This window comes from Ruegeria sp. AL12 (assembly GCF_056540885.1).
Map to the genome: position 1 here is coordinate 122,649 of NZ_JBQFXN010000007.1, position 19,466 is coordinate 142,114.

A 19,466-nucleotide genomic window follows, 5' to 3' on the forward strand; every position below is an offset into this window, starting at 1 on the left:
GGTGACCGGGACTTCAGTTTAGATGACAAAAATTAGATTTCCGCGGAGCGTGCGGTTCAAATACAGGGGTGTTTTTGATGAACTGTGAGCGGAACTTGCGGCCTAGCTGCTTCTTCAGCCGCCGGTTCTAAGAATCCAAAGCACGCAGCTTCTCGTCAGACAGTTCCATGCCGCCAAACTTCGATTTGTATTTGTAGAAGGTGCTCTGGCTGATCCCAAAGCGCTAGTAAACATTCCCGTATTCTCGCAAGCTTCCTGTTGCTTTATCATCTGAATGATCAGTTCGCGGGTGAATCTCACTTTCACTTGTCCGTCCTTTAGTTGACCAGACTCTACGCAAAACAGGAGAAGATTTGCGGGCTCAGGTCATGTCCTGAAGAAACACAAAAGTCTTGATCTGAACAAATCCCGGCGGCAGCATTGACCTGCGTTGTTCGAAAAATGGGGATACCGTTTGCAAGGCCTTCTTAGTTTCTTCCCATGTAGAGTCTCGGGTTGCTTGCGATGATACATTCCTCACCTGAACTGCTGGCAGTTTCCAGGCGTTGGTACGAGATTCTCAGAACCAAGAAGAATACTGAGGAATTGCGGAACTTTCTGTCGAAAGCAGAAGAACTTCGGTTCGTTGGAACCGGCGAAGGCGAGTATTGGAGCGGCCAAGCCGTTCGTGATGGGGTTAGCGGCTTTTTCGCGGAAATCCCGGCACCGGTCGTTTTCGAAGAAATTGAAGCGGAAGCCTTCGAAAACGGAGAAACGGGATGGTCATCCTTTGTCCATAAGATTCAGTTTGTCGGCTTTGATGAAGCCGTCTTCTATCGCACCGTCCTGATTTTTGTCCTGGAGGGAGCGGCCTGGAAGATCATCAATCGCCACGCTTCAGTACCCACTCCGAATATTGAACTTGTGGGTAAGGAACAGCTGGCCATCCAAAAACTGATTGATGCCGCACGCGATGAAGGGCCCGAGCTGACCCAAACCGAAGGTTTAGCTTCGGTACTTTTCACTGATGTGGAGGGCAGTACGGCATTGGCAGAGGCGTTGGGTGATCAGCGTTGGTCGGTGCTGATCGAAAACCATTTCCGGGTCTTGTCGGCGATCATTGAAAAGCATCATGGCCAGTTCGTAAAATCCCTTGGAGATGGAACGTTGTCTGTCTTTCCGTCTGCGAAAGAAGCATTAGCGGCTGCCGTCAAAATTCAGAAGGCCATTGCGTCGGTGTCCGAAGAGCCGTTTTTCGGTATTCGTATTGGAATTCACACTGGCGATGTCGTGCAATCACGTGGAGATTTTTTCGGTACCGTGGTCAACAAGGCGTCACGCATTACAACGGCTGGTGTGGCAGGTGAAATACTCGTTTCAGATGTGACCCGCGCCATGGTTGCCGGACAGACCGGTTTTTCGTTTTCCGGCCTAGAACCCAGACTGCTCAAAGGTCTACGTGGCCACCACGTACTATATCGGCTACAGTGGAATAATTGAGCGTTGACTTTAACTTAACCCGACAAGTCGAATAGCGCCCTCGCGGATCAGTTGGGTACAAAGCACTGTGTTGCACAGTACAGAAAATCGCTAAAATACTCCGGTGGATTGCGGCTATCGCCCTATTGTCACGTGTGCAGTATGCAACAAGATCAGCATACAATTTCTCGCGTGCCGGATGGTTCGGTTGGGTCAGTGTCACGTCCTTGCAAAGACGAGATGTGCTGTAGATGCTTCTGTCACTCGTCCACAACACGAAACTCACCGGAAGGCGCGTCAGTAGGTGGTTCTTCGAACTCATTGGAAATCAGACCGCGACGGATGAGTTCTCGAATGGCGGCCGCTCTGGATGGCAGTCTGTTCTCGAACCGCCAATCATCGATGGCCTTAAGCTCTTCGAGGTCGAGCATTAGTTGCAGTTTTTCAGTGCGCTTTGGTGGTCGATTTTGATCAGACACCGGCATGACCTCAGTAGCTTACGTCAGTTACTCCAAGCATGTATGGCAATGGGCCTGTGTGTCTACATCAATGTTGGCATGTTGGGCTGGATACCCATGATCATGAAGCGCCCCATTATGTGTTGGATACATATAATAAGTATATGATTTTAATTGAAATTTTTCATCTTCTCCCTAGTTTCTACTCTGTAAGAAACGAAATGGAGTGAAAATGATACAGCAAGTTTTAAAGTCTGAAGTTCAGGAAGAAACGAACGATACAGGCATCGACAAAAATGCGTGGATCGCCAACGCGGTGACAGAAATACTGGCCGATACAATGATCCTGATGGTGAAAACGCAAGGCACACATTGGAACGTCGTCGGCCCGCTTTTCCTGCCGATTCATGAGCTGACAGAGCGTCAGTATCGTGACCTGTTTGAGGCCGCTGATGAATTGGCCGAGCGCGTGCGCGCGTTGGGTCAGGTGGCACCGATTTCGTTCACTGACATGGTTAGCCAGGCAAAGTTGACCGAAGAAGAAACGGTCAAAGACGCAGAAGGTATGATCAAGCAGTTGGTTGCAGACCATGAAGCGATCGCCCGAAACCTGCGTGAGACTGCCGCGACCGCCGCCCGTTATGGCGATGGGGCTACAGAGGATCTGATGAACGCCAGGATGGCCAAGCATGAAGAAGCAGTCTGGATGCTCAAGGCGATTGTTGCGGCCTAGTGGGCGGCTCCCGTCGATCTGAACCACCGTTTGAGAAGAAAGGAAAACTCATGACACGTGTTGGGTACGAGAAAAAGGCACAGCTGCAACTGGATAGTTGGAATGCCCAGATTGATGTTCTTGAAGCCAAGCTGAAAGTGGCGGAAGCGGATGCCAAGATCGAGCTCGAGGAACAACTCAGCAAGCTCTACAAGGTAAGGTCTGACGCAGAAGCTCAGCTGAAAGAGTTGAAGTCGACCAGCGACGAGGCCTGGGAAGACGTCAAAGAGGGCTACGAGGCTGCATGGAATGACATGCAGAGTGCTTTGAAAAAAGCGGCCGACCGGTTCGCGTAAAGCAGGGTTCGTCAAGAAAGAGCGTGTTGTGAATGGGGACTGGAATGCAAACGCCCAGAGAATTAGTGAGATACTTTCGCGGGTTCCTAACCATCCCTGCCGCCATAAGTCTTTCAGGTCTTGTGGTGGCTGGGATTGTCTTCAAGACCGAGCAAGCGCTTGTGAAGTGGGGTTGGTCCGCTTCCGATTGGCTCAGCGTTTCGAATCGCACTGCGAGCGATGTACTGAGCGCAATCTCGGCAGCATCCATGTCCGCATTGGTCATGGTCTATTCCATTGTTCTTCTGGTCTACACCTTGGCAGCTGGATCTATTGGGCCCAGGCTCTTGCAGCGCTTCGGCGAAGACAGGGTAAATCAGATTGCAGTTGGTTCACTTGGAGCAACGTTTTTATACAGCTTGATGATCTTGTGGTTGGTACGCGATGACACATCAGTGAACCTAGCCGTGGTGGTTGGCATAATCTATTCAATCGTCTCGGTTCTATTGCTGCTGCTCTTCGTCCATACCGTATCGACGCGCGTAACCATTGATCAGGAGGCGGCGCGGATTTCTGAAGCCTTGGATCGCCAAGTGAGCACCGCGATCGAAAACAGTGCAGATATTCCATCTTCAGAGGCAATCCCCGAGAAGGGAGACAAGCGCCCGGTCCCGGCTTCGGGAACTGGTTATGTGAACTCGATCAACACCGAAGAACTGGTGCGTGCGGCCAAACAAGCAGGAGCAGTCGTCGTTTTTGATGTGCAGCCTGGTGACTTTATGGTTCCATCGGACATTTTGGCCAATGTTCATGGTGATATTGATGAGAGCCTCAATGATCTGGTGCAAGCGGCAGCTCGGTTGATCCCCGCGCGAGACCCTAACGGAGATATCCGTTTTTCTGTCCATCTTCTCGTTGAAATCGCACTTCGGGCATTATCGCCGGGTGTCAACGACACGTTCACCGCAATTGTCTGCATCGACCGTCTATCGGCCTCTCTGGCCCGTGCGTGGTCGTCCAAGCTCTGCACGGGTGTGTATCGAGATGACGACGGAGCCGTGCGGGTGGTTTACCCATCCATCACGGCAGAGTCATTGTTTCACGACTCGATGCCAGCTCTAAGACGCGCCGCTCGGGGCAATGGCCTCGTGACGGCCGCCCTTATTCGAGCTTTGGTTCGCATTGCTGAAGCGGCTCCAGAAAAGGAAGCGCGGGCTATTGTAGATGAACTAACCGCAGTCAGAGATGAGACCCGAGAAAGCGATATGCTGGAGCGCGATATTGATAAGTTTTGTGGTCAAATCGAAACTGCAATGCGAGGGCTTAGTTAAACTTCCCTTACGCGCGTAGTCCCGTTCTGCGGGGGAGAAGTGCGTGGGCCATCCGCAGTGATATCGAGAAGAACTTGAGTGCCGGGCTTGCCTTCAAGTTAAAAAAAGACGGCAAGCAGGTGATGAAAGCAGACGGCAGTTTTGACTGCCAAGCAGCTAAAAAGCAGACAGCAGGGAATGATCGCATAAAGCCCAAAACGGGCGGGCACTGAATTCAAGCAGAATTGACTTTCGCAGCTTTCAGATAAAAGGGTTGTGAGTTTCCTTCTTTAATTCGAAGTACCCCAATTCATGCCAAGGTGGGAGGAGTTGCTATGAAAACAGCGGTTGTGACTGGCGCCGCGGGAGGGATGGGGAAGGCCATCTGCCGCCAATTGCGGGCAGATGGGTTCCACGTCGTTGGACTGGACCTTAATGAAGAGGGTCTGGACGAACTGGCAACAGAATTAGGCCCAGATTTCACGCCGATCTCCGTCGACCTAACGGATTCCATGGCTATCGCTCAGACGTTTGATGGCATTAAGTCAGCGCACGGTGGTCTGGATGCTTTGGTAAACAACGCGGGCACCTGCTTCATGTCCGACTTCCCGCACATTCCGCCCGAGGAACTCGAAAAACAGATGGCAATCAACTTTAACTCTGCGTTCCATTGTTGCCAGCAGGCGGTTCAGTTGATGCTGGAACGCGAAGGTATCAAAAAGATTGTAAATATCTCTTCGAACGGAGCTTACAATTTCGATGTTTTCGACCCTCCGCACTACCGGGCGTCAAAGGCTGCTATGGATACCCTTACGAAAGACCTTGCCCGTCGATACGCAAACGAAAAAATCTGTGTGAATTCACTGGCACCTGCCATGACCGAGACACCCTTGTTCAAGGTCTTGACCGAGGAAGTCTTGGAGAAAGCCGTTAATGCCATGCCGCATGGTCGCGCGATGCTACCCGAGCAAATCGCCTCTTGGGTCAGTTTTCTCATTTCGCCGGCCGGTGATGTTTCCAGCGGGAACGTGATTATTCTGAATCAAGGGCGCGACGTCAGATAACTGGCAGGCGCGACATCACTTTTCGGGAAAAGTGAGCCACAGGTTGGGATCAACGGTAGACTTCTGGTGCTTTCTTCAGAGCGGGCCACTGCTTGGGACAATGCCCATAGATTACAAAGGCATCTCGTTCGGATGCTATACGCATCAACCTGTCTGCGCTGGCAATTGCGGCATCTTCGTCCCACGAGCCGGCAAACTTCTCGTCGATTTCTGCCGGTCGGGATATTGCATCACTCGTTAACAAAATTGCACCCGAAGGAAGATCGACCATTACTGCGATCTGGCCAGGCGCATGACCGGGTGAGGCCAAAACGAAGATGCCCGGCCCAATCTCTACGTCGCCATCAACCAAGAGATAATCCTGATCGGGCCATTCCAAAGGCCGTATATCGCCCCAATACAATGGGCGAGGCAAGGCTCGCTCCGCGGAAGAGATAAGAATTGGACTGCTTGGAAAGTCGGCCAATGCGCCGATATGGTCGATATGAGTGTGCGTACAAATCTGCAATGTGATGTCTGACGGAGTCAGTCCGAGTTTTGCCAGTTGTGCGCGTGGCAGATTGTCTGGTTCACACTTCAGGACCTCGCCGAACTCGTCCAATCGATCTTCTTTGACTGCGGCGTCGGTATCGGTCGCGTATTTTTCAGGAAACCCAGTGTCGATGAGTATTGCTTCTCCTAAGTCCGTCCGGATCAGAAACCCGCAGATCCCAATAATGCGGCCGGTGGAATGGACCTTGAACAGCCCGTAGTCCAAAACTGCCAAGTCACTCGGTCGCCCTTTGACAAATCCTTCTGCTTGCACAGACTCTCTCCCTGGTTGACTACAAGGATTTTGAGTTGAGCATGAAAGTCAAGATACACACACTTTTTCAGTACCTGCTGGATACCACCGAAGCGGATCCAGAAGCTTTCGTTGGGTTTTCCTTGTCTGCGTCGCCGTGTTTGGGTGAGTTTATGGATGCGCTGGACCCAGCACTGCCGCTGGATTGGAACCAAAAGAGCTTTCGGGGCCTGCCTGCTTTACGACGACATGTCTTGGACCGCGCCGGCTTGTCTGATGTTTGCAAACCAGACGATGTTCTGATCACCGCAGGCGCTGCGGAAGCCAATTATCTTGCATTCATGCAATTGGTCCAACCGGGCGACGAAGTCGTAACAGAACGCCCAGGCTGGCCGCAAGTGGGCGTCTTGGCAGAGGCTGTTGGCGCGACTCTCAAAGTTGTAGACCGAGAAGAGAGCGCTGGTTGGTTATTGCCGCTGGACGAAGTTGAAGCCGCAGTAACAGCGCGCACGCGGCTCATCTTTGTCACCAACCCCAATAACCCAACCGGCCGCCTGATGACCCGGGCAGAGCTGGAAAGGCTTGTACAAATTGCAGACCGTGTCGGCGCATGGCTGGTTGTTGATGAAGTTTACGCAGGATTGGAATGGGACGGGTCCCGTGCCCCTTCGATTGCCGGTTTGTATCCGAGGGGTATCACGACGGGCAGCGTTTCCAAAGCATTGGGGCTCCAGGGGCTGCGCACCGGCTGGATGATTTGCCGTGATCCCGATCTGATTTGGGATGCCATAATTCTGCGGGAAAACTCTAGCGAGATTATGAATATACTCGGCGAAGTCATTGCCGAAATCGCTTTGAGGCCTGACCGATACAATCAGTCAATGAAAACTGCGCGCGCAGCTGGGATGAAAACACTGGAACGCCTTGATCGGTTTGTTGCCGAACAACCCCGCCTCGATTGGGTCAAACCTCAGGCTGGATTGATTGGTTTGGCGCGGCTTGACGGGATTGATGGCGATGTGTTCGCCAAACTCTTGCTCGCCGATCCGTATCGGACATTTCTTTTACCGGGCTCGTCTTACGGGATGCAGAACCACGTCCGACTAGGCGTCGGAGGAGGTGCTGCTGCCAATCTCGACCTTGGCCTAGAGCGCATGGGTGAACTGTTGGCGAACTGGCAGACTTAGGACATTCATTTTGACGGTTCGGGCTGCAAAGTCGGTCTAACAGTGCAGCCCGATCAAAGCTGACACTAAGCCCAATTGTGGTTCAAGTTCGCCTACCTTGTGTTGAAAGTTCTTTCGCTAGAATAACGCTGTCGGCGCGCTATCTCGAAGAAGGAACAGCCTAATACACAACCCGGTTCCACAATGACAGCTTTGACAATTGAAGACGTGCAAGACTATCCGCGGCCACCTGCGCTGCGGGAGGTGCCCCATAACGTGCGGATAGAGTTTGGCGGTCGAACAATCGTAGAAACCGATCAGGCGTTTCAGGTACTCGAGACCCACCACGCCCCAACGTACTACATCCCACCGCATGACATTGATGCCGTTCTGACAAAAACCTCGGTCAGGTCATACTGCGAATGGAAGGGCGTTGCGAGTTACTGGGACGTTCAGAGCGGGGCGGCCAAGGCCACAAAAGCCGCATGGAGTTACGAGGAACCAACCACCAGGTTTGAACAGATAAAGGGCTATGTCGCCTTTTACGCCGGGCTTATGGACGGTTGTTTCGTTGGCAAGCATCGTGTGATCCCGCAACCCGGGGACTTTTATGGGGGTTGGGTCACCGAGAATTTGAAAGGTCGCATCAAAGGCTCTCCGGGCACGGAATTTTGGTGAGGATGTATGACTGACCCTAAATCCTCAACAACCTCTTTGGCAGTTCCTACAAGCCGTTTGGTCCGTGTTGCCGGTTTAAGCAGCATGACGGCAGGCATTGCAGGAAACGTGGCAGTGCGCGCCCTTCGAGAGATCGGTCGCGGTGCGCGACCCGATATGCGTGGTTTGTTGATGACCCCAGGTAACGTGACACGGATCGCGGATCAGCTTTCGCGCATGCGAGGGGCGGCGATGAAGGTGGGTCAGCTGATTTCGATGGATGCAGGCGAGGCCTTGCCACCTGAGCTGGCTGACATCATGGCACGTTTGCGGGATCAGGCGCATTTCATGCCACCGAAGCAATTGCGTGACGTCCTGAACCGAAACTGGGGTACAGATTGGCGCAAATCCTTCAAAACGTTCAATGTAAGGCCCATTGCGGCGGCGAGTATCGGGCAAGTACATCGTGCAACTTTGAAAGACGGGCGTGATATGGCGATCAAAGTGCAATATCCCGGTATCGCTCGCAGTATCGACAGCGATGTTGCCAATGTGGCCGCGCTGGTTCGAATGTCCGGTCTACTTCCCAAAAGCTTTGATCTGGGGCCGTATATCCAAGAGGCCCGCAGTCAATTACATGAAGAAACGGATTATCAACGCGAGGGGCGGCACATGCGCCACTTTGCTGACCTCTTGCAGGGTGATGATGCGTTCGAAATTCCGGAGTTCTTTCCGGATTGGAGCACTCCCGAAGTTCTAACGATGTCCTTTCTGGAAGGTCGCCCTATCGAGACCGTGAGTGATGCGACCAGAGAGGAACGCAATCGAGTCTCAGAAGCCTTGGTCGATCTCACGCTGCGCGAGGTTTTCGAGTTCGGTATCATGCAAAGCGATCCAAATTTTGCCAATTACCGATACAACCCGTCAAATGGGAAGATCAGCCTCTTGGATTTTGGCGCGGCCCGAGCCCTGCAACCATTGGCAATTGATGGGTATATGCATCTGCTGCGTGCTGGCCTGCGGGAAGATGAAGAAGAGCTTCGTAACGCTGCCATCCAATTGAAGCTTGTTGAAGGTGATGGCCCGTTCGACGACCGGATCCTCGGAATGATCCGCAGTGTCTTCGACGCAATCCTATCCGCGAATGAATTTGATTTTTCTGACCGAACGCTCTCCAACCACCTGAACAAGGAAGGCATGGCCTTGGCCCGGGCCGGGTATATCCCGCCCCCAATGCCAATGGATATTCTTTACCTTCAGCGAAAGATTGGGGGGATGTTCTTATTGGCCACGCGATTGAGTGCCTCGCTGCCTGTAAAGACGCTTCTTGCAAAGTATGTCATCTGAACGACCCCTATCCTCCCTAACCCAGCAAACCGAGCAATAGCAGAACCCGCGGCACCGATATGCGTGACCAACCCAAAACAAAGCGCGAGTATAATGCGAGTGTTGCCAAGTGCGGGTTCGAGCCCCCGTTTTACGAGCCAAACCAGTCCTTGAAAACGACCATCGTCCAGATTGATCATGTCGACGAACCTGTCCCGTTAGCCGACTTCGCTCCGACCCAAGACGCGATCCTCGAAAGCATCGGTCTTAGTGGCAGGAAGCACCGGTATGCAAGCTCTAGCAAAGGCGTTATCCCCGGCAAGCTTGCCGCCCGTGCCAGCCAATGCCATTTGGGTAAAGTGCCCCAGAGTTCCGTAAACGCGCGTGCACCGGATACTAGTTGTCCATCTGGTCGACGCACAGTGAAACGATCCATAGCTTCTTGCCGCGTTAGATCTTCATCAATTCGAACATTTGGTTTTGAAACGTCGACAAACCTCAAGCGTTCAGCGCCCTCGCAGGAGGCATAGTGCTCGATCTCAACGGAGCAAAGCGGGCAAGATCCGTCGTAATAAACCGTAGCAAACGAATGATCAGTTGCGGCGTCATCAGATGTGAGCGCAACCTCAGCTTTGTCCGTTTTGTCCATTTTGTTTGACCTCGTCTTGCGGGCTTCATCCGCCCCGTTGCTAGACTTAGCGCAGATACCGAAGAAACGAGGGTTCAGCCTTGACATACAGATGCGTTATGAGGCCGCAACTTGTGATGATGTTAGCAAAATTTTAGCGATTGCGTCGCCCGAATTGCAGGCGTGCGGGCAATTTTATCGAATAGGGTGAGGGGTTTGTAGGTACCTCGTTGTTTTCCGAAAGGCACTGAAAAGTTGCCCTACCAGAAGATGACTACGGCAATCTCACAAGCTCAGCGGTTGGCGCAGCTCATGATCCACGGGGCTTGATACCGCATAAGTCAAGCTTACTGCTTTCGATGCGCAAACAAGATGGTCCCGTTTGAATACCTCCCTCTTGCGTTTACACTGCTTTCGGGGCGGATGCTCTGAGGTCCGTTGCCAACCGTGCCTGATAGCGTTCAAATCGACGGGCTGGTTTCTTTATCCTTTACTCAGAAATCAGAAATTCAAATAAGACAGAGATGGGCTAACCCGCTCCTTTTTTGGTGGTTTAGGGCCCAGAGCGATCACTTGCCAATGTCACCTTTGTCGGGGTCTTTTTCTCTTGGCCACATGCCTTGGTTGGGTTCGCGAGCGCTTCCGACATTCATGTTCCGAAGGCCAATGGTTTCTCTGCAAAAACCACGTCACAGCGGAACGCGAGGAAGACTGGAACATAGATCCATTTCTAGTGGCCATGCGTACAATCCTTGAAAACGGAGGTATCGTGCAGGTCGTCTGGTTCAAACGGGATTTACGGGTAAATGATCATCCGGCACTGGCGCAAGCGTCTGAGGTCGGGCCAGTTCTGCCACTCTATGTGGTTGAACCTGAGCTTTGGCAGCAACCTGACGCGTCAACACGGCAGTGGAACTTTGTTGCTGAGACAATCGCTGAGTTGCGTGATGACCTTGGGAAACTGGGACAACCACTCATTTTGCGCAAGGGACAAATTGTGGCGGTCCTTTCCGAGTTAAAAGATCGTGGTCTGATAGACGTACTTTGGTCACATGAAGAAACAGGAAACAATTGGACGTATCAGCGGGACCGTCAGGTTGCTGCATGGTGCAGGGACCACGGCGTGCGGTGGCACGAAGTACAAAACCATGGCGTTCTTCGCAGGCTCAGGTCTCGCGATGGCTGGGCGGAACGTTGGGACCGGTTTATGGCTTTGCCCGTTGCTTCACCAGTTGCGCTTAAGCATATCGACATAGAACCAGGCTATATTCCCACGGGGCGCGACCTTGGCTTGCGGGATGATACATGTGTTGGTCGTCAAGCCGGTGGACGAGCTGTGGGTTTGGAACGTCTGAGCAGTTTTCTGACCCACCGTGGCAAAAGATACCAACGCGAAATGTCCAGCCCCTTGGAGGGGGCCGTTGCGTGTTCGCGGCTGTCGCCCTATCTGGCTTGGGGTGCGCTTTCGATGCGCGAGGTGTCGCAAGCTACTGAAATTCAGAGACGCCGGTTGCCGCCGCAGGCAAAGGATTGGCGTAAATCGCTTCGCTCGTTTTCGGGCCGTTTGCATTGGCATTGCCATTTTATTCAGAAACTTGAGGATGAACCCCGGATTGAATTTGAAAATCTGCATCGGCTCTACGATGGTCTTCGACCGAAAGCGCCAGATGCCCAGCTCTTGACCGCATGGTCCAACGGAGAAACGGGATATCCATTTCTGGACGCATGCATGCGGTCACTGCAGGCAACGGGCTGGCTTAACTTTCGGATGCGCGCAATGGTGATGGCCACTGCAAGTTATCATCTTTGGCTGGATTGGCGGGCCCCGGGTGAGCATTTGGCGCGCATGTTTACCGACTATGAGCCGGGCATTCACTGGAGTCAGGTGCAGATGCAATCAGGCACCACTGGCATCAATACCGTGCGCATCTATAATCCGGTTAAGCAGGGCTATGATCAGGATCCAGAAGGGTTGTTCATTCGGACATGGTTGCCGGAATTGTCCCAAATTGCGGATCAGCATATCCATGAACCCTGGAAAGCTCACAACGCGAAAGACATCCTTGGAACGCTTTATCCAGAGCGTGTTTTTGACCATCTAGCGGCAGCCAAGGCCGCGCGCGAGCGGGTTTGGGGAGTCCGCCGAAGTGCGGAGTTTCGTTCCGAAGCACACGCCATCGTGACAAAACACGCCAGCCGAAAGAATCGGCGGAATCCTCGCAAAGTCGCGCGGGCGTCTCAAAATCAAAAGCAACTCAGCCTGCCTCTGGAGGATCAGTGATGAAGATGCGCAAGAAAGCCGACTTACCCCAGAAGGTTTGCCCGGTCTGCCAGCGCCCGTTCACGTGGCGGAAGAAATGGGGAAACGTTTGGGATGAGGTGAAATACTGCTCAAAAAAATGCAGATCGGCTGCATGATCGAGATGTTTTCAGAACTTGATGAAGCGAAAGAGACGTTCGATTTCAAACCCACACGGACTAGCGGTCTTATAAGGCTGAAGCAGTTCGTGGGACGCACCGGGCGCCATTACGCAAGTGCGCGAAACTACGATTTTGGGACTGAGCGTCGCAGCAATGTTTCGGGTTTGTCACCTTGGCTGCGCCACCGTTTGATAACGGAGAAAGAAGTACTGGCAACGGTTTTAGCGTCGCATAATTTCAACGCGGCGGAGAAATTCGTGCAAGAAGTTTTTTGGCGCACGTACTTCAAGGGTTGGCTGGAACAAAGGCCCAGCGTCTGGTCACTGTATCAGCGGGATTTGCTGAGCGCTTGTGAGCGATTAAGGGATGATGAGGGCCTTAAGGCCCGTATCAATGATGCAGTGAACGGCAATACCGGCATCGACTGTTTCGACCATTGGGCGCGGGAACTGGTGGCGACAGGCTACCTTCATAACCATGCGCGCATGTGGTTTGCATCAATCTGGATTTTTTCACTTCGCTTACCCTGGCAGCTTGGTGCAGATTTCTTTTTGCGACATTTGCTGGATGGCGATCCCGCATCGAACACGCTGAGCTGGCGCTGGGTTGGTGGATTGCACACGAAAGGCAAAACTTACCTCGCGCGCCCTGACAATATTGCCAAATACACTGAAGGACGGTTTCAACCTAAAGGCCTGGCCAAATTTGCAGAACCGCTGACCGAGCCGGTAGATCACCCGCTCGTTCCTCTTTCAAGTCCGCACATGCCCTCAGACAGCCCTTATCTGTTGCTGTTGACAGAAGATGATCTGTCAGCTCATCAATTGATGCCGACATCGCCTGTTGCCAAGATCGGACTTTTGGCGACGCATGGTCGATCCCCAAACCAGATGGGAGATGTTGTACAGGATTTTGCCAAGGGCGCGATGAGCAACGCTTTGGAACCCCACGGAAAACTCGGGCAATCGACCGAGGACTGGTGTGGTACGTTGATCGAGGCAGCACGGAATGCAGGTGTTACGACCATTGCAACAGCCTATGCGCCTGTCGGTCCCACTCGGTCACGGCTGGATCGTGCGGAACCTGTATTGAGAGACGCAGGCCTTTCTTTGAACAGGATAATTCGGCCGTACGACGCTATAACATGGCCTCATGCGAAGGCCGGGTTCTTCGGCCTTCGAAAGAAGATCCCGTCGCTTCTACGCCAATTGAACTTGGCCACCCAACAAAGACCATAGCCCATGTCCACTGCCGCCCTTTTACTTCCCAACCAATTGTTTGCCCAACACCCGGGCCTGGCCGCCCGGCCCGATACTGTTGTGCTTTTCGAAGACCCGCTGTTCTTTGGCGACGCGTATTATCCCGCCACGATGCACAAGCAAAAGCTTTGGCTGCACCGCGCCTCAATGGCGCGCTATCGCGATGGCTTGGTCGCCAAGGGCTTTGATGCTGCGATCTGGCCCTTTGAGCGGCAGGCGGGTGCATGTCTGCGACTTTTTCAAAACTTGCGTGATCGTGGTGTCAGCCGAGTGATCATGGCTGATCCAGTAGACTTCATTGCAGAAAGACGTTTTCGGGCAGCGGCTGGCAATACCGACATCACGCTCGATATCCAGCCATCCCCCGGCTTTATGAATACGCGGGCCGACAATCTGGATTGGTCTGCCGGTCGAAAACGCTGGTTCATGGCGGAGTTCTACAAGGGCCAACGCCGCCGTTTGAACGTGTTGATGGACAGCGGCCAACCGGCCGGGGGACAATGGAGTTTTGACGAGGAAAACCGCAAAAAAGTGCCCAAGGCGCTGTTGGGCAGCCTGCCTTGGATCGACTGGCCTGCCCATGACGCAGTTGATGAAGCTGCAAAAGCGAGCGTTATCGCTGAATTTCCAGATGCATTGGGCGGCCTGGGTACGCTATTTTATCCGACGTCACACAAAGCCGCATCCGACTGGCTGGCGCAGTTTCTGGAACGGCGGTTCGAACACTTTGGCGACTATGAAGATGCTATTGTCGAGGGGGAAAACTGGCTGTGGCATGCCGTTCTTACGCCTGCTTTGAACATTGGCTTGTTGACGCCGAAGCAAGTTTTGGACGCTGCCCTGGCGCATGCTGATCGCAAGGGAATTCCCCTGAACTCGGTAGAAGGATTCATCCGCCAGATCATTGGCTGGCGCGAGTTTATGCGTGCTACCTATGAGAACCTTGGTGTGCAGATGCGCACTACAAACCATTGGGGCCATCATCGCCCTATGCATCGCTCTTTCTACAACGGAACCACTGGTATTGATCCGCTGGACGACACGATCAAAAGGGTGCTCGAAACCGGGTATTGCCACCACATTGAACGCCTTATGGTACTGGGAGGATTTATGTTTCTGTGTGAGATTGATCCAGACCATGTCTATCGCTGGTTCATGGAAATGTTCGTCGACAGCTATGATTGGGTGATGGTTCCCAATGCCTACGCGATGAGCCAGCATGCCGATGGCGGGTTGATCACCACCAAACCGTATTTTTCCGGCTCAAACTACATTCGAAAAATGAGCCATTGGGGCAATGGGCCCTGGGCAGATATCTGGGACGGGCTTTATTGGCGCTTTATCCTGAAACACACCGATAGACTTGCTGGCAATCCCCGTTGGGCGATGATGTGCCGTACGGCTGGGCGCATGTCGCCAGAGGTCAAAAACAAGCATGTCACGACGGCTGAAGCCTTTTTGCGACGTATGACGTGAGCATGAAATTTACCCGCGCAATGTCCTGCGCTGGATCAAGGTCGCCTAGTCCCAGCCACACTACAACGGAGGTTCTGATTGAGGCGGACCAAGGTAGATGCTTACAAAGCAAGCTGCAACAACTTGCGGAAGCCATTATGGCGGTGTGAGCTTCGTTTTCTAGCTATCAAAATTCGGGAATATCAAAAACATACAGTCGCGATTTCGCGGCATCATCTGTCAGGATGTAGAGAAGTCCATTGGGCTCATCCAGGGCGATCCCTTCTGGATGCTTTACAACCTTACGGTCGCCGTCTTTCATATAAGATAGTTCTATTATCTCTGCCGTTCTCGTCTCGGGATTGTACAAAAAGATCTGGCGCCCTTTGTCGCTCAGAATCCACAGTACACCTGAGGACGCAGACCAAGCCAATCCGCTTACATCCAGCTCATCGTCATTTACGCGATCGGACATAAAACCAGATTCGCGATCCAGTGGGGTGATTTCCTCAATCTCCGTCAGCTCTGGTGACAATACCAGCAACAACCGCGGTTTCCCTTCGATGACCACGAATACTCGCCCAGTGTCCGGATCGACTGTGATGCCCTCAGGCCCTTTGTTCAATGGATTACCGACGAGCATTTCAGCTGCATCCGAATAACCCTTGAGAGTAGCAAGTGGAACCGTTGTAAGTTGAATGGGGTCGGTTGGGTGAACGACTAGAATTGACCGGTCAGTTTCCTGAAGCACCAAAACAGATCCATCTTTTCGCGAAGCGACACCCTCGAGGTCTGATCCCTTCAGTGATGGCAACTTGAAAGAGTTTCCCAATGCCCCGTCGATTCCAAGGAGATGCAGTATAGGTTCGGCATCGCTGACAGACCACAAGAAGCCTTCAGCGCTGGAAAGCGACAGACCTGAAGGCTCTGAAAATCCTTCTGATTTGTCTGCGACCTTGAACCTATCGACCAGAACCAAACCAGCACTTTCGGCGCGGGCAAGACCAGCCCATAACAGGAAGGCCGCCGCCAATAACCCGGGCGCAAAAGCGAGCCGTCTAAGTAAAAAGAAGCTCCGTGAAATTTCAGGTTTTGACGGAAACAGTTTGTTTTCTGCCATTCAGTTTTCTCGCCCGTGGAACACATCCCTTTATCGCGTTCTTATCACAACTCAGATGCGATGTCGGAAGAATGCTCATTGAACTCTTTACCTGATCCCGCTTGTTGCGATTGAATTGAATGGGGCACGATGTGCCTGTGGTGAAGCCTAAGCCCTTGGCCTGAGCAGGAAGGAAGAAAAGCTGAATACGACATTCCCGTTTAAAACCGTGTTGTTGATGCTGCTGTTGCCAGGCGCTGCGGTGTCGCAAATCGATCCTGCAACGATGCTGGCCGGAGCTTCGGAGTCAGAAATTCTGATCGAACGCCAATGGACTCAGTTTCGCGGCAAACAGGAACTGTATTTCTTTACTCTCGATGTGGTGGTCACGATCATTCTGGCTGGCTTGATCGTCTATCATCCGGTGAGACGCAAAGCCCGTAGAAGCATCGGCGACTTGGTCATGCCGAGGCTGTTCTTCCTTTATGCTCTTATTGGCATGGCTGTTGGATTCCTGGTGGTTCAGCACGGATCAATGATTGGTTTTGTCATATTTGGCATCGGCGCGTTGCTCAGGTTCCGATCCAATCTTGATGATCCGGTAGACACTGTCGAAATGATAATCGTAACGGTTCTTGGTCTTGCGGTCGGTTTGGGCTTGCCGCTGATGGCCACACTGGTGGCGGTTGTATGTTGGTGTTTCATTTGGCTCGGTGGACGTAACAAGGGCGTGGAAATTTCGCTCAAAGCTTCAGACGAAGAACACTCATTGAACGTCAGCGGCGCCATTGAAGCCATGGCCGCAGACGCTGGCTGGAAGCTGGTCAGAAAACACCACGTCCCTGGCAAGTCTCGCGTTTCATTGCTTTTCATTACTTCGGGTGGACTTTCAGAAGCCCGGATCGAAGAGATGATAAACGATCTGGTCCCCGAAAAAGTTGAGTTGAAACTCAACCTCTAGTTATTTCACAAGGTCCAATCGTTTCAACACCGCATTCGGGGATCTGATCTCTTTCGGGAGCGACTTGAAGTTTACCGACCTTTCGAAATCGGGCCCTCGATATACTGCTATCCCAAACTCTCCGTTCGGCTGGAACGTAACATGAGTGAAGCTGTGAGGTGATCTGGCATTATCACCAATCAGCCGTCGTGGACCACCGCCCAAACAAGCTTGGGAAACATAGGCCACACCGTCTTTCCAGCCTGGGTAGAAGGCATGATGGTGGCCGGACAGATGCAGAACGACCCCGCTTTGCAGGTAGATTTTCTCAAGTGCCGGGTCACCGATGATTTCGCGTTCGCGCTGGATCGCGAAGGGCCAAAGCGGCAGGTGACTGAAAGTGACAATCGGGTTTCCATTCGCCCCCAGTTCCTCAAGTTGGTCCTGCTGATCGCCGGATAGCGGCCCAAGGGTCGTGGCATCCAAAGACGCAAACGTGACGCCTTGCATCTCAAACGCGTAGAAGAACGGATAGTCCTTCGAAACCAGGAAAGCGACGTCTGGTTTTCTCGGTGTCCATTCCTCGGCGTATATTTTTCTTTCACGTTCGAACCCGCGATAGGCAGAGGCATCATGGTTTCCCGGCGTGACCGCAAATGGAATTCCGGCAGCCTCCAGCGGGTCTGACACCGCCTTGTGAAACGCCTTCCACATCTCTCTGACCTGTTTGTCTGACAAGTTGGGAATGCGCTGACCCGCAACCATATCTCCGGTCGAAACCACCAGATCGGGATCAATCTCGATTATGCGCTCAATCGCCTTGTCGACGCGGGCATCGTATCTTACCGAACCATAGCTTCCATTCAGATCCGATATGACGATGACATCCAATGCCGCCGCTTTGCAGGTGAGCAGAGCGGACCAAATCAACACCGCCGCGGTGACGGAGCGCTTACGGGTCATTACAGTCCACAGCCTTTACCTCGGTGTCGTTTTTCAAAAAGAATGCGACGGGGTCCAAGTCGAACATCAAAACACCTTTTGAACAATTGCTCTGGAGAATGGACGTTGCCAGCGCTGTATTTTTAACGGCTTGCGCAATCTGCCTATCTGACAGGCCAAAGCTTTGCGACAACCAGTCATAAATCGGGCCTTGCGTTTGAAGGTCGTTATTCAAAGCAAACAAGCGCTGGTAAGTGCGTGGAGAAAAGTGTCGCATTTTCTCCAGCATCTGAGTGGATTTCGCAAAGTTGGCATATTCGACACGCCCACCAGCATCGTTGTCGTTTAGATTGCTGCGACGGATCAATAATGCGTCGGCTGGAACATCTCCATGGTTTGGCTTATGGTGCTTGGCCTTCTTGTGCTTCAGGTCTCCGTCTTCGACCCAATACCAATAGGGTGTGAAGTCTATGTTTCCTACGCGGTCCTGCTGGCTGAAGATGAAGTCGAGCAGAACAATCTCGGTAAGTTCTTGCATCCAAAATGCCATCTGTTGGTCGCTGACATCGGGGCCGAGATCCTTGTTGATCTGCCGATCCTTTCGACCTTCCCTGACACCTTCTGCAATGGCCTCGGGCAAGGGTTTTGAAGACCGCAAGGCCAAGAAGGCGGGTGTTTCCTGAAAATCGCGGTTTTGGCCTTTGCCCCAACCGGATTTACGGGTGCCGTTGATTTCCGAGCCATAGCGATGACCGGGGCTGTCAAGCAGGACACCGTATATCTGCGTTCGATCCGCGGTGAACAGATCATCGGTTGGCTGGTACGAGTTCGGATCGGCATCCGCAGCCAAGAATACCCGCCAGCCTTCATGGTTCATACGCCCGCCATGAGAGCCACCAGAAATCGCAAGGCCGGGCTCTGCGACCTCGGTGAGATGCGCCTGAGCGTCCATGCTACGCCAGACCGCCACCGGAACGTTCACCGTCGCGTCGAAATACCTGGAGAAATGGTAGTAGAGCAGCGAAGAGGTTGAAAACGTTCCGCTTGTACCCTTCTGGTTCATGGTGGATTTGAATTTAGCCACCCTGTCCTTTGCCAGATCTTTTGCCGCCTTCCCCTCTTTGCAAGCGTTTCTCTCGAATTCGGAACGGTTCCCGGCGTAGGGTCCTTCCGAAATATCGTAGACGGCCATTCCTGGGCTGGTGCTCCAGGTTTTTGGGCAAACAGCAATTTCGGAGGCATAGAAATCAATCTCGCAATAGGTTGTTTCTTCCTCAAGATCGCTTTTCTTATACCCGCCCGTTGGAACTTTTTCGATCCGAATACAGCGTTCAGTAACGCCGTTGGGACTATCAAATGTCGTGGCTTCACCCTGAACATCGTCGCTTGCCCACAAGATGGTGGGTGCAATGAAAGCAAGAGACCCCAGAAGATGGAACTTCATTTGAATAG

The 19,466-nt window shown here is 52.7% G+C and carries 20 protein-coding genes and 1 pseudogene; 15 read left to right on the plus strand and 6 right to left on the minus strand.

What is annotated here, in order from left to right:
* Nucleotides 1-504: 504 nt before the first annotated feature.
* Nucleotides 505-1,479, plus strand: a complete 975-nt coding sequence (locus ACR0C6_RS16720) for an adenylate/guanylate cyclase domain-containing protein (RefSeq protein WP_171641865.1) — start codon at nt 505-507, stop codon at nt 1,477-1,479.
* A 239-nt stretch (nt 1,480-1,718) separates the two neighbouring features.
* Here the strand turns inward: ACR0C6_RS16720 and ACR0C6_RS16725 are convergent, their stop codons facing one another.
* Nucleotides 1,719-1,889, minus strand: a complete 171-nt coding sequence (locus tag ACR0C6_RS16725; RefSeq protein ID WP_170791963.1) for a hypothetical protein — start codon at nt 1,887-1,889, stop codon at nt 1,719-1,721.
* A gap of 259 nt (nt 1,890-2,148) precedes the next feature.
* Between ACR0C6_RS16725 and ACR0C6_RS16730 the strand changes: the two genes are divergently transcribed.
* From ACR0C6_RS16730 to ACR0C6_RS16750, 5 genes are all read left to right on the plus strand, one after another.
* Nucleotides 2,149-2,649: a Dps family protein gene (locus tag ACR0C6_RS16730; RefSeq protein WP_171171700.1), complete on the plus strand. Its 501-nt coding sequence runs from the start codon at nt 2,149-2,151 to the stop codon at nt 2,647-2,649.
* Between the two features lie 50 nt (nt 2,650-2,699).
* A complete protein-coding gene (locus tag ACR0C6_RS16735) occupies nt 2,700-2,984 on the plus strand; it encodes a sll1863 family stress response protein (protein WP_152456639.1) in 285 nt (94 codons plus the stop codon).
* Between the two features lie 44 nt (nt 2,985-3,028).
* Entirely contained in the window at nt 3,029-4,294 is a 1,266-nt protein-coding gene (locus tag ACR0C6_RS16740; protein ID WP_480620288.1) for a DUF2254 domain-containing protein, read from the plus strand.
* A gap of 74 nt (nt 4,295-4,368) precedes the next feature.
* Nucleotides 4,369-4,506 carry a hypothetical protein gene (locus tag ACR0C6_RS16745; protein ID WP_171364184.1) on the plus strand — a complete coding sequence of 46 codons (138 nt, stop codon included), beginning with the start codon at nt 4,369-4,371 and terminating at the stop codon, nt 4,504-4,506.
* Between the two features lie 102 nt (nt 4,507-4,608).
* Nucleotides 4,609-5,337 (plus strand): SDR family NAD(P)-dependent oxidoreductase, encoded by a 729-nt coding sequence (locus ACR0C6_RS16750; protein ID WP_480620290.1) that lies wholly within the window; start codon nt 4,609-4,611, stop codon nt 5,335-5,337.
* A gap of 49 nt (nt 5,338-5,386) precedes the next feature.
* Here the strand turns inward: ACR0C6_RS16750 and ACR0C6_RS16755 are convergent, their stop codons facing one another.
* Nucleotides 5,387-6,142 carry an N-acyl homoserine lactonase family protein gene (locus ACR0C6_RS16755; protein ID WP_480620292.1) on the minus strand — a complete coding sequence of 252 codons (756 nt, stop codon included), beginning with the start codon at nt 6,140-6,142 and terminating at the stop codon, nt 5,387-5,389.
* A 41-nt stretch (nt 6,143-6,183) separates the two neighbouring features.
* On the opposite strand from ACR0C6_RS16755, the gene ACR0C6_RS16760 reads away from it, so the two are divergent.
* From ACR0C6_RS16760 to ACR0C6_RS16770, 3 genes are all read left to right on the plus strand, one after another.
* Nucleotides 6,184-7,308: a pyridoxal phosphate-dependent aminotransferase gene (locus ACR0C6_RS16760; RefSeq protein ID WP_480620294.1), complete on the plus strand. Its 1,125-nt coding sequence runs from the start codon at nt 6,184-6,186 to the stop codon at nt 7,306-7,308.
* Nucleotides 7,309-7,491: 183 nt separating this feature from the next.
* Nucleotides 7,492-7,965, plus strand: coding sequence for a DUF427 domain-containing protein (locus ACR0C6_RS16765; RefSeq protein ID WP_171641851.1), 474 nt, complete (start codon nt 7,492-7,494; stop codon nt 7,963-7,965).
* Between the two features lie 297 nt (nt 7,966-8,262).
* On the plus strand, nt 8,263-9,291 hold the full coding sequence (locus tag ACR0C6_RS16770) for an ABC1 kinase family protein (RefSeq protein ID WP_480620332.1): 1,029 nt from the start codon (nt 8,263-8,265) through the stop codon (nt 9,289-9,291).
* Between the two features lie 175 nt (nt 9,292-9,466).
* Here the strand turns inward: ACR0C6_RS16770 and ACR0C6_RS16775 are convergent, their stop codons facing one another.
* Nucleotides 9,467-10,006 carry a thiol-disulfide oxidoreductase DCC family protein gene (locus ACR0C6_RS16775; protein WP_480447302.1) on the minus strand — a complete coding sequence of 180 codons (540 nt, stop codon included), beginning with the start codon at nt 10,004-10,006 and terminating at the stop codon, nt 9,467-9,469.
* Between the two features lie 631 nt (nt 10,007-10,637).
* Here ACR0C6_RS16775 and ACR0C6_RS16780 point away from each other — a divergent pair.
* The 5 genes and pseudogenes from ACR0C6_RS16780 to ACR0C6_RS16800 all read left to right on the plus strand — a co-directional run.
* Nucleotides 10,638-10,994 (plus strand): annotated as a pseudogene (locus ACR0C6_RS16780) (deoxyribodipyrimidine photo-lyase); the annotation flags it as partial.
* A 372-nt stretch (nt 10,995-11,366) separates the two neighbouring features.
* The gene (locus ACR0C6_RS16785) at nt 11,367-12,179 is read left to right on the plus strand and encodes an FAD-binding domain-containing protein (RefSeq protein ID WP_480620334.1); all 813 of its coding nucleotides are present in this window, start codon (nt 11,367-11,369) and stop codon (nt 12,177-12,179) included.
* A 5-nt stretch (nt 12,180-12,184) separates the two neighbouring features.
* The gene (locus ACR0C6_RS16790; RefSeq protein WP_371419754.1) at nt 12,185-12,316 is read left to right on the plus strand and encodes a DUF2256 domain-containing protein; all 132 of its coding nucleotides are present in this window, start codon (nt 12,185-12,187) and stop codon (nt 12,314-12,316) included.
* Nucleotides 12,298-13,557, plus strand: a complete 1,260-nt coding sequence (locus ACR0C6_RS16795) for an FAD-binding domain-containing protein (RefSeq protein ID WP_480620296.1) — start codon at nt 12,298-12,300, stop codon at nt 13,555-13,557. Before ACR0C6_RS16790 ends, ACR0C6_RS16795 begins: the two co-directional genes overlap by 19 nt.
* A 3-nt stretch (nt 13,558-13,560) precedes the next feature.
* Nucleotides 13,561-15,054: a cryptochrome/photolyase family protein gene (locus tag ACR0C6_RS16800; RefSeq protein WP_480620298.1), complete on the plus strand. Its 1,494-nt coding sequence runs from the start codon at nt 13,561-13,563 to the stop codon at nt 15,052-15,054.
* 166 nt (nt 15,055-15,220) lie between these two features.
* Here ACR0C6_RS16800 and ACR0C6_RS16805 read toward each other — a convergent pair whose 3' ends face one another.
* Complete coding sequence (locus ACR0C6_RS16805; RefSeq protein WP_480620300.1) at nt 15,221-16,153, minus strand: SdiA-regulated domain-containing protein; 933 nt, start codon at nt 16,151-16,153, stop codon at nt 15,221-15,223.
* Between the two features lie 217 nt (nt 16,154-16,370).
* On the opposite strand from ACR0C6_RS16805, the gene ACR0C6_RS16810 reads away from it, so the two are divergent.
* Nucleotides 16,371-17,093 carry a DUF4956 domain-containing protein gene (locus tag ACR0C6_RS16810; RefSeq protein WP_480620302.1) on the plus strand — a complete coding sequence of 241 codons (723 nt, stop codon included), beginning with the start codon at nt 16,371-16,373 and terminating at the stop codon, nt 17,091-17,093.
* Here ACR0C6_RS16810 and ACR0C6_RS16815 read toward each other — a convergent pair whose 3' ends face one another.
* Nucleotides 17,094-18,035, minus strand: a complete 942-nt coding sequence (locus ACR0C6_RS16815) for a metallophosphoesterase family protein (protein WP_480620304.1) — start codon at nt 18,033-18,035, stop codon at nt 17,094-17,096.
* Nucleotides 18,025-19,458 (minus strand): hypothetical protein, encoded by a 1,434-nt coding sequence (locus tag ACR0C6_RS16820; RefSeq protein ID WP_480620306.1) that lies wholly within the window; start codon nt 19,456-19,458, stop codon nt 18,025-18,027. Before ACR0C6_RS16820 ends, ACR0C6_RS16815 begins: the two co-directional genes overlap by 11 nt.
* Nucleotides 19,459-19,466: the final 8 nt, after the last annotated feature.

What these genes read in the sequence shown, in the direction of transcription:
- ACR0C6_RS16785 (WP_480620334.1), top strand. Translation starts at nt 11,367, where the DNA reads ATGCGCGAGGTGTCGCAAGCTACTGAAATTCAGAGACGCCGGTTGCCG.
- ACR0C6_RS16820 (WP_480620306.1), bottom strand. Translation starts at nt 19,458, where the DNA reads ATGAAGTTCCATCTTCTGGGGTCTCTTGCTTTCATTGCACCCACCATC.
- ACR0C6_RS16740 (WP_480620288.1), top strand. Translation starts at nt 3,029, where the DNA reads ATGCAAACGCCCAGAGAATTAGTGAGATACTTTCGCGGGTTCCTAACC.
- ACR0C6_RS16795 (WP_480620296.1), top strand. Translation starts at nt 12,298, where the DNA reads ATGCAGATCGGCTGCATGATCGAGATGTTTTCAGAACTTGATGAAGCG.
- ACR0C6_RS16805 (WP_480620300.1), bottom strand. Translation starts at nt 16,153, where the DNA reads ATGGCAGAAAACAAACTGTTTCCGTCAAAACCTGAAATTTCACGGAGC.
- ACR0C6_RS16815 (WP_480620304.1), bottom strand. Translation starts at nt 18,035, where the DNA reads ATGACCCGTAAGCGCTCCGTCACCGCGGCGGTGTTGATTTGGTCCGCT.
- ACR0C6_RS16720 (WP_171641865.1), top strand. Translation starts at nt 505, where the DNA reads ATGATACATTCCTCACCTGAACTGCTGGCAGTTTCCAGGCGTTGGTAC.
- ACR0C6_RS16735 (WP_152456639.1), top strand. Translation starts at nt 2,700, where the DNA reads ATGACACGTGTTGGGTACGAGAAAAAGGCACAGCTGCAACTGGATAGT.
- ACR0C6_RS16760 (WP_480620294.1), top strand. Translation starts at nt 6,184, where the DNA reads ATGAAAGTCAAGATACACACACTTTTTCAGTACCTGCTGGATACCACC.
- ACR0C6_RS16725 (WP_170791963.1), bottom strand. Translation starts at nt 1,889, where the DNA reads ATGCTCGACCTCGAAGAGCTTAAGGCCATCGATGATTGGCGGTTCGAG.
- ACR0C6_RS16765 (WP_171641851.1), top strand. Translation starts at nt 7,492, where the DNA reads ATGACAGCTTTGACAATTGAAGACGTGCAAGACTATCCGCGGCCACCT.
- ACR0C6_RS16775 (WP_480447302.1), bottom strand. Translation starts at nt 10,006, where the DNA reads ATGTCAAGGCTGAACCCTCGTTTCTTCGGTATCTGCGCTAAGTCTAGC.
- ACR0C6_RS16770 (WP_480620332.1), top strand. Translation starts at nt 8,263, where the DNA reads ATGGCACGTTTGCGGGATCAGGCGCATTTCATGCCACCGAAGCAATTG.
- ACR0C6_RS16730 (WP_171171700.1), top strand. Translation starts at nt 2,149, where the DNA reads ATGATACAGCAAGTTTTAAAGTCTGAAGTTCAGGAAGAAACGAACGAT.
- ACR0C6_RS16790 (WP_371419754.1), top strand. Translation starts at nt 12,185, where the DNA reads ATGCGCAAGAAAGCCGACTTACCCCAGAAGGTTTGCCCGGTCTGCCAG.
- ACR0C6_RS16810 (WP_480620302.1), top strand. Translation starts at nt 16,371, where the DNA reads ATGCTGCTGTTGCCAGGCGCTGCGGTGTCGCAAATCGATCCTGCAACG.
- ACR0C6_RS16750 (WP_480620290.1), top strand. Translation starts at nt 4,609, where the DNA reads ATGAAAACAGCGGTTGTGACTGGCGCCGCGGGAGGGATGGGGAAGGCC.
- ACR0C6_RS16800 (WP_480620298.1), top strand. Translation starts at nt 13,561, where the DNA reads ATGTCCACTGCCGCCCTTTTACTTCCCAACCAATTGTTTGCCCAACAC.